We start from the raw sequence: 12,764 nt of genomic DNA on the forward strand, positions 1-12,764 counted from the left end.
CCGCTTCGGCGGGCAGTGCCGGCCCTACTTGCGCTTGGGCTTTTCGGCGGCGTTACTCACCCACGGCCCGCCGTACTGGTCGCGCAACTCGGTGGTTCGCTTGCGCAGTGCGTCGGCGGTGGCGGCGAACGCGGGGTCGGCGATCAGGTTCTTCGTGCAATGGAAGTCGGCTTCGTGGTCGTAAAGTTCCTCGACCAGAGGCTTGGCTTGGAACCACCGCACGTAGGTGAACCGCTCGTTTCTGACGCCCTCGCTCTTTGGAATTATGGCACCGGGACCATTGGCGTCCATCAGGTGTTCGTAGAAGAAGTCGTCGCGCCAGGGAACCTGAGCTTCCCCGGTAAGAAGCGGGAGAAGACTGCGGCCTTGGTAGTGCCTGGGCACGGCAATCCCGGCTCGGGCCAGCATGGTCGGAGCCAGGTCGAGATTCAATGCCATCTGGTCGATCACGGCACCATGGCGGTCCTTCAAGAGCGGGTCGGCGATGATCAGCGGGACGCGAATCGACTCTTCGTAGATGTACCACTTGTCGGCCAGCCCGCGGTCGCCGAGGAAGTAGCCGTTGTCGGCCGTGAAAACAATGACGGTGTTGTCGGCCTGCCCCTTGTCGGCGACGGCCTTGCGGACGCGGCCGATGGCGCGGTCCACATCGGCAATCATGCGGAAATAGCCTCGGACCATTTCCTGGTACTTCGCCGGCTCATCGAACCGCCATTTGAAGCGTTTGCGGCTCTCGCTGTTTTTGATGAAATCGGGCTGACTTTCGAAGAAGGACTCGGCCATCGTCGCCGGCGGCACGAACGTGAGATCCTCGTAGAGCCCGTCGCTCTCTTTCGCCCAGATGTACTGGCGGGGGTTGTTGTCCTCGGCGTGCGGGGAGTTGAAGCAGAGCGACAGGCACCAGGGCTTGGCGGGGTCGGAGCCTTCAATGAACTTGATCGCGTTTTCGGCCTCGATGTCCGTCAGATGGCGTTCGGTACCGTCCGGCTGCTTCTTCAGGTACGGGTGACCCAGGGGCGTGAAGACATCGTACATCGCCTTCTGGCCGGCATCGGCAACCGCGACGCCGAACTTGCCGACATGCCCCGTGCGGTACCCGGCGTCCTTCAGCAGTCGGGGATAGCTGGCGGCGGCGTGCTCGGCGGTGATGGGCTTGGTGCCGAAGGTGTAGCGATGCGTGCGTTCGTGAAGGCCCGTCAGAATCGTTGCCCGGCTGGCGGCGCAGATCGCCGTCGTGACGAACATGTTCCTGAACCGCACACCCTCGGCGGCAAGCGCGTCGATGTTCGGCGTTTGAATGCCGAACGCCTTGCTGTGTCCGACTGCGTCCCAGCGCTGGTCATCGGTGAGGATGAACAGGATGTTCGGGCGCCCAACGGGCTTTTCAATACGGGGCGACGCGGCGGTGTCCGCCGCGAGCACCAGCCGGCCGAAAGAGCAGACGACTACACAGGTCAGCAGGAAGCGATTCAGCATCGACAATCGACCCTCCGCGGTCGCTTGAGACGTTCTAGTTTCGTCCGGGGCTGGGGAAGAACGCCAGCATCATACCGGTGAACGCCGCAGGGAACAGCAGTATTGCGTTGGCGTCAAAGGATGTTCCGCAACTTTGAAATCTGGCTGCTATCGGACCGCTGCCGCGGTGCCCATGCCGGGACGTCCTTCGGAGACAATCGTGTAAGACATTGCCCCCGGTTGTCGACTACCATCATGACGGCGGTCGGTCGTCGAAGGACTTTCACTCGGCGTGCGACCCGAGCTCGCATGATCGATTGGGACCGCATCGTCGAAGAGGATGGACCGGCCGTCTGGCGCATTTGCTGGCGGCTGCTCTGTAACCGCGCCGACGCCGAAGAGGCGTTCCAGGAGGCGTTTATCGCTGCGGTCGAGCTGTCGCGGCGGGAGACGCTCGCCACCCCGCGGGCCATCCTCCAGCACCTGGCGACGGCACGGTCGATCGACAAGCTCCGTTCCCGCCAGCGGCGTCGCAAACGGCATGAGCCGGTCGACCACGAACGGCTGAACGAGGAAGCCTCGGCCGACGTAACGCCGCCGCAGAACGCCGAGGCCGGGGAACTGTCCGATGCGCTACTGAAGGCGCTGGCGACCCTTCCCGGGAAGCAGGCCGAGTGCTTCACGCTCCACGCGATCGAAGGCTGGGCCTACCAGGAGATCGCCGATCGCCTGGGTCTGAGCATCGATCATGTCGGCGTTCTGATTCACCGTGCCCGGGGAAAGTTGAAGAAGTCGCTGGCGCACTATGGTCACGACGGTCACAACAGTGCCGTTGAACCACCTGCGGCTGGCGCGACGTCAGGAAGCAGCCCATCTGGAAAGTGACCGTGCAGGATTGCCGGACCGGAACACCAAGAGTCAGCAGGTATTCGTCATGAAGCCGCCCTTTGAAAGTTTTCGCGAAGACAACCTGGACCGCGCGGTCCGCGCGGTGATCGACGCGCCGGTTCCCCCGGGACCGTCTCCGATGTTGATGGAGCGCACTCGCGCCGCCATCCGACGGGGAGGGAGCGGCGGATCGTGGGTTGTCCGAGGGTCGTGGCGGTGGGCCGCGATCGTGCTGATCGCCGCTTCGGCGGCGACCGTGGTGGCGCTGAAGGGGCCGGCAGTCGTCGAGCGTATCGCCGGCAACGACAAGCCCGCGCCTGTAGCTCCGGGTTCGGGCGTAGCGGCGCCGGCGCATCTGGCGGTCGTGGGCTTTGTAAAGCTGGAAGGGGCCGCCCCGCTGCCGCATCTGCTTCCGCAGGCGGGCGGCCCTCACTGCGGACACAACCATGCCCCGCCGCGCGACGAGTCCATCGTGGTCGCCGCTAACGGCGGATTGGCCAATGTGATCGTATCAGTGTCGAGCGGGCTTCCCGAGGGACGGAGCTACCAGCGGCCCGCGGCCCCCGCCGTGCTCGACCAACGCGATTGCAAGTACACGCCTCGGATGGTGGTCATGCAAGTGGGACAAGAACTGGTCGCCAAGAACAGCGACCCGTTCTTCCACAATGTGCACACGAACTCGATGCGCAACAAGCCAGTGAACGTCGCCCAGCCGCAGCCCGATCCCGTGGGCCTGAAGCTCAAGTCCGTCGTCACCGCTGAGACCTTCAAGGTGACGTGCGATCTGCACCCCTGGATGATTGCGTGGGTGGCGGCATTCGATCACCCGTTCTACGGTGTAACGGGGGATGACGGTGCCTTTACGATGCCTGCCCTGCCGCCGGGCCAGTACACCCTCAAGGCGTGGCACGAACGGCTTGGGGCCATCGAGCAGCAGGTGGTCGTCGGTACCGATGGAAAGCTGCCGCCGGTGCAGCTGAAGTTTGGGGCAGAGCGACTGGCGGCTGCGTTGGCGGATCGGAACGTAACGGTTGACGCAGGGCACCTGGCCAAACCCGCATGCTGCAAATGACGAACACTCTGTAGTTCGGGCCCCCTTCGAACGCACCCAAAAAAAGAAGCGGCCTTCCGATAGGCCGCTTAAGCGCGTCCTTCCCGAACACGCGAGTTTCGTTGGTCTCGTCAGGACTATGCCGCTTCGAGTAGCAGCCCGGTCCGACCGGCCCACTTGAGCGTTCGATAGGCGCGGACCATGACGTGATCGGCCTGCATCATCGGGCGGAGAAGGTCGCCGGTGATGTCGGCCTGATCGACGAGCAGGATGATCGCCGGAGTTTTGTTGGTGTCGATCGCGAACTGTGGCATTGCCATCGCAATCAGCGAGCGGTTCTCCAGCATCCACTGAAACGCCTTGCCGATGGCGCGCAGCTCGGACAGCCCGCGGCTGGCGGCGGCGACGATGGCCAGCCCGCGATCACGGGTGACGGCGAGCCGACCGTTCGGGCAGGAGGGAACGCCGATCGGGCATTCGACCACGCCAAACTCCGCGCGACGCAGGACCGCCGACAGGATGCCGTTGATGTCGTCGGCGTCGCCGGGCAGATCGATGACATCGTCGCTGCTGGAGGTTCGGGCCGGGGCAGAATCGCCGGCGATCGAGAGTCGGGGCATGGTGAAGTCCGTGGTTTCGGCCGGCTTTTGCATTGATGGGGCTGGGGCGGGCGTCGGGCGACTCTCACTCACGCCGGACGTCATCACGACCGGCGATTCGGCGACATCCACCCGGCGGATCGAAGGTTCGATGCTTCGGGGCACGGCAGACTGCGGCGTGCCGACCGGCTCGGCGGTGAGGGCACTGTCCATCGCGGGGGCGGCAGTGACAGCCGGCTGAGATTTCTCGCCGGAGTCATGCGCGACGGTACGTGTGTCGGGCACATGAGTATCAGCTTGTCCGCGGCGCGGCCGTGAAAGCATCTCGCTTACCACTGCCCAGTGCGGGGCGGCAGCCAGGTGAGCCTTGTCGCGGGTGACCCGGCAGTTCATGAGCGGGTGCTCGGCGACGCCGGCGGCGTAGCGGACCGGTGTTTCGGGGTTGATCTCCCAACCGAGGAACTGACGACAGACCCCGGCGAGTTTCTGAAGGACGCGATTGGCCTCGGCGTCGCCGGCGGCATCGAGCGTGGTCAGACCCAATCGGGTGGATTTGCCGGTTTCGTCGACCCGGGCATCGACAACGCCCTTGAGCGTGCGGTACGCCGAGACGACGCCGTCATGGTCGCAGGTGGTGAGCACTGTCCAGGATTCGCAGTCCCGCAGGATCGCCTTGGCTTCGGGCGTTCGGAGGTTCGGAAGCAGCAACAGCCAGTGATCGACATCGACATTCAGTTCGGCGATCGCCTCGGCGATCTCGTGGGCCTCACACATGCCGGTGGTCACGTTCTGCCGCGACTCGACTTCGGCGCCAGGTTCGATCGCGGGGTCGATGAGATAGAGCCGGAACTCGGAAACGTCCAAGTCAATGAGCCCGACACGATGACCGGATGCGGCCAGGTGACGTGCGTAATCGCGGGCGCGTTCCAACTGCCGTGCACCGAGGTGCGATGCCAGCAGAGCGGTGACGGGGGCTACGGCGTCGATATCCGAATCCGCCAGTCCGGTTGCCGAAAGCAGTTGCGCGTCGTCGGTGTTCGCGACTCGGGCCGGTGAAGCGCCGGCTTCAGCCGAGGCATCGCGACGTTGGCCGGTTGCGAAAACCTGCGCGTACTCTTCCGGCGTCAGGTCGACGCTGGGAATGCCGCCTTCGTCAGACATCGCCGCCGGCTGCGAGGTCCCGTAGGTTGGGATGGATCGGTGTGCTGACTCGGCAACGGGCGCGGACGTCGGTGCGCCGGGTGTGGCCGGAAGCGAGTGTGATCCTGGCGGCTTGCGCACCGGCCGCGGCATTCCCTGCCCGGCGAGACTGCGGACATTCGACAGGAACAGGTGACTGATGTCGTTGACGGAGTGCTGCTGTTCGTCTTCCGTGGGCATGTTGATGCGTCCGGTAGGAGCGGGCAAGAGGATCGACGGTGGTGGATGGAGGATGGAAGATCAAGGATGGAGGACGCGTGAGGATCGCGAGCGATGCGACCGATCGATGATCGTCAATCCTCCATCCTCAGTCCTCTATCTTCGATCCTCACCCTTATTCCACTTCGACGACGTTGTTCAGTTCGCCGAACTGGTTGGTTTCGACGTACTGATTGAACGGGTCGGTCTGCCACTTGCCATCGACGACAAAGCGATATCGGTAGCGGCCGCGGGAAAGCGGGAGCTTCATCGACCAGCCGACGCCCGGCGTGCGGACCATCGGGGTGCTCATCGGGAGCCAATTGTTGAAGTCGCCGGCGATCAGGACCTGGCGTGCGCTGTCAAACCGGGCGGAGAACACGACCCCGTCGTCGAGCTGCTTGACGCCGTAGAAATCAGCGAGCTTCTGCTCGGTGGAACGAACAGGTTGCTGCATGGCCGCCGGGGCGGTCGCGGTGGTGGCAACGCGTTGAATTCCACCCGCGGTCGGGGCGGACATCGTCGCGGCCGAAAGCGAGGAGAGCGAAGCGGTAGCGGACATCGAGGCCGCATGACCCGGCGCAGCCGCCAGGGCTGGTGCCATCGCCGGCGCGGCGGTCGTGGATTGCATCGTGCCGACATTCCCGCCGCCAGCGGAAGGCGTCTGTTGGATGGTCGGCACCGCGTTGCGACCGAACTGGTAGTTGGCCAGCTGCGCCAGTGCGCGGGCCCGCTGCACCAGTTCCTGCGGACGGCTCATCTTGTCGTGAGCGACTTCCGGCTCGGCCGGCCGGGCACCCATCAGCTCCCGGGCGAGGTTGACGAAATCCTTGTAGCCGCGGGAGCCGGGGTCGTACTCGGTGATCGGTTGACCGAAGCTGGCGGCTTCCTTCAGCTTGGTGTTGAAGTTGACCGTGCTGGTCATCAGGTAGTCTTTGAACTTGGCGCGCAGCTCGCTCAGCACTTCGCGGGCGAGCTTGGTCCGGGTGTCGTAAAGCGTGGGAAGCACACGAATGACGATGTCTTTGCCGGCCCGCTCGCGGAGCATCACCAGCGTTTCCATCATCTTGGTCAGGCCGTGCAGGCTGAAGTAGCCGGTCTCGACCGGAACGATTGCTTCATCGCATGCCTTCAGCGCGTTGAAGGTGATCAGTCCGACGCTGGGCGGGCAGTCGATGATGCACCACTTGTAGTTGTCTTTGACGGCCGACAGTGCGTTGGTCAGCCGATCTTCGCGACCGGACCGACCCGCGAAAACCTGCTCGAAGGCGGCCAGCCGGATGTTGCTGGGTGCCAGGTCGAAATCGGTGGCGATCTGCCAGACGATGTCGGAGATCTTGGGGACGCGGCCGTCGCGGGTGTCCGCCGGCTCGAGCATCGCGTCGTAGATGGTTCGTTCGATCTGCTCTTCCGGCACAGCCAGCCCGGTGCCGCAATGGCCCTGTGGGTCCATGTCAACCAGCAGCGTTTTCTGGCCGAGTCGGGCCAGGCACGCGGACAGGTTGATGGCGGAGGTGGTCTTTCCGCATCCGCCCTTTTGGTTGATGATCGCGACCGTGCGCATTGTCGTGCCTTCCGTGGAACCCGATGGGACCGCCCGCCGTTCCGTCGGCGTTTGGTGCGAGGCGACTGCCCGTAGCCCCGGCAACGCTGTGGACTTATCGTGAAATCCGGCAGCGTCTGCTGAAAGATCGGAGTGTGGCGGGGGTTTCCTTTAGCCTTATCGGACAGACCTCATTGAAAAGCTGTTTTTCAGTGCTGCTAGCCAGCCGGAGCAGGATGTTCTGTGTTTTGGGTTGCTTAATCAGGCAGATGGTCCGCCGACCACCGTAATCGTGAACCTGCGATCCACGCGAGTCAGACTGTGGTGGACAGGGACTAGGCCGAAAACTGACAGCAATTTCGCCGATCGTCGTCAGTTGTAGGTGGGTACAATCGCAATCGCCTGGTAGCCCTTACATTGATCGTTTTTTCCTGCATGAGCATCCGCCCGCACAGCATCCTTCTGCCGGTTGGCATGACTATCGTCGTGCTGTGCGGCATCCGATGGTTCACGCGGTCTGATGTCACGATAGCGGCGAGCCCTGCGAGCGCTGCGATACCTCCGCAGGTGTCGGGCGACGGTGAGTCTCACCGGCGTGCGGCGCTGGTCACGAAGTACTGCTCGGACTGTCACAACGCCGATCTCAAAAAAGGGGGTCTGAACCTGGATCCCGCCGTGGCCGGTTCGGTGACCGACCAAGCGGAGGTTTGGGAGAAGGTCGTTCGCCGGCTCGCCACCCGTCAGATGCCCCCTTCGAAAGTGAAGGAGCGGCCGACTGAGGCGGAGTACAGCGAGCTGCTGAACGCACTTTCAACGACCCTCGACGCTGCCGCGACCGAGCGGCCGCATCCCGGGCGAACGCAGTCGATTCGACGGCTGACCCGTGTCGAGTACCAGAACGCGATTCGCGACCTGCTGGCACTTGATGTCGATGCCGCGGCTCTTCTACCTGCGGACGAGGCCAGCCATGGTTTCGACAACGTGACCGTCGGCACGCTCTCGCCGACGCTTCTGGACCGCTACGTCAGCGCCGCAGAGCATGTGAGCCGATTGGCTGTCGGGTGTGCCCAGCGAGTTCCCGGCGGAGAGACCTTCCGCATCAAGCCGGATGTCACACAGGAGGAACAGGTCGAAGGACTGCCGTTCGGCACGCGTGGTGGTGCGCCGATACGCTACACCTTTCCACGTGACGGCGAGTACGAGGTGACGATTCGCCTGTCGCGGGATCGCAATGACGAAGTGGAGGGGCTCCACGAGCCGCACGATTTGCTCGTCCTGCTCGGCGGCGTCGAAAAGAAAGCGTTCGTCGTGAAGCCGCCGCCCCGCGGGGCCGGGCACAACGACGTGGACAAGCATTTGCAGCTTCGCTTTCCGGTGACTGCCGGTCCGCACGTGCTGGGGGTGACCTTCGTTAAGAATCCTTCGTCGTTGCTGGAGTACAAGCGCCAGCCGTACGAGGCCCGGTTCAACTTCCACCGTCATCCCCGAACATCCCCGGCGATCTATCAGGTGTCGATCGTGGGCCCCTTCGGCCCCGGCACGGCCGGCGATACACCCTCCCGCCGCAGAGTCTTCGTGGCTTATCCGGCGGCCGAGGCCGAGGAGATCGACAGCGCCCGGAAGATTCTCGGTGCCCTGCTGCGCCGCGCATGGCGCCGTCCTGTGACCGACGCCGACGTGGCAAGACTGATCTCCGTCTTCGCGGCGGCCCGCCGTGACTCAGATTTCGAGACGGGGATCCAGGCCGCACTGAGTGCTGTGCTCGTCAGCCGCGAGTTCCTATTCCGCGTGGAACGGCAACCCGAATCTGTCCCGGCCGGTACGGTCTATCCGGTGAGCAGCCTGGAACTGGCGTCGCGACTGTCGTTTTTTCTCTGGAGCAGCCTCCCGGACGACGAACTGCTCAAGCTGGCCGAGAACGGTGAGCTTTCGCGGCCGGAGGTACTTGCCGGCCAGGCTCGACGCATGCTTGCCGACCCGCGGGCTCAGTCGCTTGTGACCAACTTTGCCGCGCAGTGGCTCCACCTGAGGAACCTCGATTCGTTTACACCCGACGGGCGACTGTTCCCGGACTTCGACGACAACCTGCGGCAGTCGATGCGCCGGGAGACGGAACTTCTGCTGGCTGAGATCGTCCGGCAGGACGGCAGCCTGCTGAGTCTGATCCGTTCCGATCACGCCTGGCTGAATCAGCGGCTGGCGATGCACTATGGCATCCCTCACGTGTACGGAAGTCACTTCCGCCGGGTGACCTTGCTCCCGGAAAGCCATCGAGGCGGCCTGCTGCGGCAGGCGAGCGTGCTGGCGGTGACGTCGTACGCGACGCGGACGTCGCCGGTGCTGCGCGGGAAGTGGGTGCTCGAGAATCTGCTCGGCACGCCGCCACCTCCCCCGCCACCAGACATTCCGGCCCTGGAAAGTGCCGCGGTCGCCGAGTCGCTTCCGGTGCGCCAAAGACTTGCCGTCCACCGCGATAACGCTGCTTGCGCCAGTTGTCACGAGTTCATCGACCCGCCCGGCTTTGCGCTCGAAGGCTTCGACGCCGTGGGCCGCTGGCGCGTCTCTGATGGCGGGAGTCTCGTCGATGCCTCCGGCGGACTTCCAGACGGTCGAACGTTCGACGGGGTAGATGGCCTTGAGCGGGCCCTGACCGAGCGCCCGGAACTCCTGGTCACCACCGTTGCCGAGAAACTGCTCACGTTCGCGCTGGGCCGGGGTATCGAGTATTACGACGCACCTGCCCTGAGGCAGGTTGTTCGCGATGCGAGGCGAGATGACTATCGGTTGTCGGCGATCATCGTCGGTTTGGTCCGGAGTGCGCCGTTTCGGATGAGAGAAGCCCATGAGTAACTTCATCGCACGCAGGTCCATTCCACGCCGCACCTTTCTTCGCGGCGTCGGGGCGACCCTGGCACTGCCGCTGCTGGACGCCATGGTCCCGGCGCTGTCGGCCGGCACGGCGTCGGCGGCGACGCCGGTTCGCCGGCTGGGCTACGTCTTCATGCCCATGGGGGCCGACATGACCCGCTGGACGCCTCCGCCCGGCGAAAAGCTTGACAAGCTCTCGTTCATCCTCGACTCGCTCGAGCCGGTGAAGCAGTACCTGACAGTCGTCAGCAATCTCGAACTGCGTAACGCCTATCCCGGCACTCACGCGACGTCCAACGCGGCATTCCTGAGTTGTGCGCGGGCGAAGCACACCGAGAGCAACGACTACTACCTGGGAACCACGGTGGATCAGGTCGCGGCGAGGGAGATCGGCCGCCAGACACAGCTGCCGTCGCTCGAGTTGTCCATGGACATGATGCAGACCGTCGGCCAATGCGATAACGGCTACGCCTGCGTGTACCAGAACAATCTTTCCTGGTCGTCGCCGACAACACCATTGCCGGCCGAGGCGCACCCGCGAATCGTCTTCGAGATGCTGTTCGGCGAAGGCGGCAGCAAGGCAGACCGCGCCGCGGCGCTTCGACGTCGAGCCAGCCTGCTCGACTTCGTCAAAGACGACCTTTCCCGGCTGAACGGCGAACTCGGAGCGGCCGACCGGGCTCGCGTGGACCAGTACCTAGAATCCGTCCGAGACGTCGAAAGGCGGGTTCAGAAGGCGATGGCAGATGTGAAAGACAAGTCGCTGCCCGATCTCGACCGCCCGGTGGGTGTTCCCGCGTCTTATGCAGCACACGCGAGATTGATGTTCGACCTTCAGTTGCTCGCATTCCAGGGTGATGTCACCCGGGTCACGACATTCCAACTCGCCCGCGAGACGAGCAATCGCACCTACCCGGAAGCCGGCGTGGCCGACCCGCACCATGCCCTGTCCCACCACGGCAACGACCCCGATAAGGTTGCCAGGATGGCGAGGATCAACCGCTTTCACGTGTCGCTCTTCGCCGAGTACCTGCAGAAGCTCAAGTCGACACCCGACGGCGACGGCACGCTACTCGACCACACACTGCTCCTCTACGGCAGCGGCATGGGCAATCCCAACGTCCACGACCACGTGAACCTCCCGGCCATTGTCGCCGGTGGCACCGCCCATGGCATGAAGGGTGGCCGGCACATTCGATTCGAGAAGACGGCTCCGCTGGCCAACCTCCATCTCACCCTGCTTGATAAGGCCGGTGTACGCGTCGAAAAGTTTGCCGACAGCTCGGGCAAGATTGACGGCTTGTTTGAACCATTGGGAATCTAGCCGATTAGGAGGGGTGCAGGATTCAATGCCAGACTTCATCGCGACACGCAGACCGATCCGAATTGACCGCGTGCTGCGCCGCGCCGCCGTCGGTGCGCTCGTGGGTTGTGTGCTTGCGTGCGGCGTCGTGTCTGGCGCGACGGGAGCCGAACGCCCCGCATCCCTCGCCGACGCGGCCGAGAAGGCCGATTGGCCGCGCGTCGCAAAGCTGATTGAGACCGGAGCCGACGTCAATACCGGTCAAGCGGACGGTGCTACTGCCCTGCACTGGGCGGTCCATCGCGACGATTCCGCGACGGTGAAATTGCTTCTGACGGCGGGCGCCAACCCTAAGGCTGCCAATCGATATGGTGTGACGCCTCTCTCGCTGGCGTGCGTCAACGGGAGCGGAATGATTGTCACCGCGCTGCTCGAGGCCGGTGCCGATCCGAATGCGACCTTGCGCGGTGGCGAGACGGCGCTCATGACCGCGGCCCGGACCGGCCGCATCTCGCCCCTTCAGGCGTTGCTGCGCCACAAGGCAAACGTTGACGCTGCCGATCGGAAGGGACAGACGGCGATCATGTGGGCCGCTGCCGACGGTCACGCTGACGCCGTGCAGTTGCTGATCAAGGCTGGTGCCGACTTTCGTCGGCGGCTCGATTCGGGGTTCACACCGTTTCTGTTCGCGGCGCGCAACGGGCGAATCGAAGTTGTACGGACGCTGCTCAAGTCCGGCATTGATGCCAATGAAGTGATCAAAACGGAGAAGGGAGCAGGCCGAGCACCGCGTGACGGGACCAGTGCGCTGCTGCTTGCAGTGGAGAACGGGCACTTCGACCTCGCGACCGAGTTGATTGCCGCAGGTGCCGATCCTAATGACATGCGGTCAGGCTTCACCCCGCTGCATGCCTTGTCGTGGGTTCGCAAGCCCGATCGTGGCGATGATCTGGGTGGACAGCCGCCACCGCAGGGGTCGGGAAGAATGAGCAGTATCGAGTTCGCAAAGTTCCTGATTGCACACCGGGCCGACATCAACAGGCCGCTGAAGAACGGCAACCCCGGCAGAGGAAAGCTGAACATGGCCGGGGCAACGCCGCTGCTGCTGGCGTCGAAAACGGCCGCCCTGGAACTGATGAAACTGCTGGTGGCTTCCGGGGCCAATCCACAACTGGGGAACGCCGACGGTGCGACGCCGATCATGGCAGCGGCGGGCCTCGGGTGTCTCGCCCCCACCGAGGAGGCAGGGACCGAGCCGGAGTGTGTGGCAGCGGTCGAGTACCTCCTGTCTCTGGGCGGAGATATCAACACGCGTGACAAAAATCTCGAGACGGCAATGCACGGTGCGGCGTACAAGAGTCTGCCAAAGGTCGTGGCGTTGTTGGCACGAAGTGGGGCGAAGATCGACGTCTGGAATCAGCGGAACAAATACGGCTGGACACCGGTCACGATCGCCGAGGGGTTTCGGCCGGGTAACTTCAAGCCGTCCGTCGAGACACTTGATGCACTGCACAAGGTGATGCGCGACGCCGGGGTGACCCCGCCACCGCCCACGCCAAGATCCGAGGCAGCCAAGCCGCCTCAACAGTGAGTGGCGTCCGCTCAGTTCGGTGATTGCGGTGCCGGCTCAACAGCGGAACGAACAACGGGTAAGGGCTG

At 64.1% G+C, this 12,764-nt stretch carries 8 protein-coding genes; 5 read left to right on the forward strand and 3 right to left on the reverse strand.

Annotated features, from left to right (window positions below):
- Window positions 1-24: 24 nt before the first annotated feature.
- Window positions 25-1,476 (reverse strand): sulfatase family protein, encoded by a 1,452-nt coding sequence (locus tag IPV69_RS04400; RefSeq protein ID WP_206293702.1) that lies wholly within the window; start codon window positions 1,474-1,476, stop codon window positions 25-27.
- 288 nt (window positions 1,477-1,764) lie between these two features.
- Here IPV69_RS04400 and IPV69_RS04405 point away from each other — a divergent pair, with 288 nt between their 5' ends.
- Both IPV69_RS04405 and IPV69_RS04410 read left to right on the forward strand, forming a co-directional pair.
- Window positions 1,765-2,340: an RNA polymerase sigma factor gene (locus tag IPV69_RS04405; RefSeq protein WP_206293703.1), complete on the forward strand. Its 576-nt coding sequence runs from the start codon at window positions 1,765-1,767 to the stop codon at window positions 2,338-2,340.
- 49 nt (window positions 2,341-2,389) lie between these two features.
- Window positions 2,390-3,415, forward strand: a complete 1,026-nt coding sequence (locus tag IPV69_RS04410) for a carboxypeptidase regulatory-like domain-containing protein (RefSeq protein ID WP_206293704.1) — start codon at window positions 2,390-2,392, stop codon at window positions 3,413-3,415.
- Window positions 3,416-3,531: 116 nt separating this feature from the next.
- Here the strand turns inward: IPV69_RS04410 and IPV69_RS04415 are convergent, their stop codons facing one another.
- Entirely contained in the window at window positions 3,532-5,373 is a 1,842-nt protein-coding gene (locus tag IPV69_RS04415) for a hypothetical protein (protein WP_206293705.1), read from the reverse strand.
- Window positions 5,374-5,527: 154 nt separating this feature from the next.
- On the reverse strand, window positions 5,528-6,955 hold the full coding sequence (locus IPV69_RS04420; RefSeq protein ID WP_206293706.1) for an AAA family ATPase: 1,428 nt from the start codon (window positions 6,953-6,955) through the stop codon (window positions 5,528-5,530).
- Between the two features lie 414 nt (window positions 6,956-7,369).
- On the opposite strand from IPV69_RS04420, the gene IPV69_RS04425 reads away from it, so the two are divergent.
- Genes IPV69_RS04425 through IPV69_RS04435 form a run of 3 tightly spaced genes read left to right on the forward strand, consistent with a single transcriptional unit; the run spans window position 7,370 to window position 12,696 of the window.
- Window positions 7,370-9,784 carry a DUF1592 domain-containing protein gene (locus IPV69_RS04425; RefSeq protein WP_206293707.1) on the forward strand — a complete coding sequence of 805 codons (2,415 nt, stop codon included), beginning with the start codon at window positions 7,370-7,372 and terminating at the stop codon, window positions 9,782-9,784.
- Window positions 9,777-11,126, forward strand: coding sequence for a DUF1552 domain-containing protein (locus tag IPV69_RS04430; protein ID WP_206293708.1), 1,350 nt, complete (start codon window positions 9,777-9,779; stop codon window positions 11,124-11,126). Before IPV69_RS04425 ends, IPV69_RS04430 begins: the two co-directional genes overlap by 8 nt.
- A gap of 25 nt (window positions 11,127-11,151) precedes the next feature.
- Complete coding sequence (locus IPV69_RS04435) at window positions 11,152-12,696, forward strand: ankyrin repeat domain-containing protein (protein ID WP_206293709.1); 1,545 nt, start codon at window positions 11,152-11,154, stop codon at window positions 12,694-12,696.
- Window positions 12,697-12,764: the final 68 nt, after the last annotated feature.

This window comes from Humisphaera borealis (assembly GCF_015169395.1).
Taxonomy (GTDB): domain Bacteria; phylum Planctomycetota; class Phycisphaerae; order Tepidisphaerales; family Tepidisphaeraceae; genus Humisphaera; species Humisphaera borealis.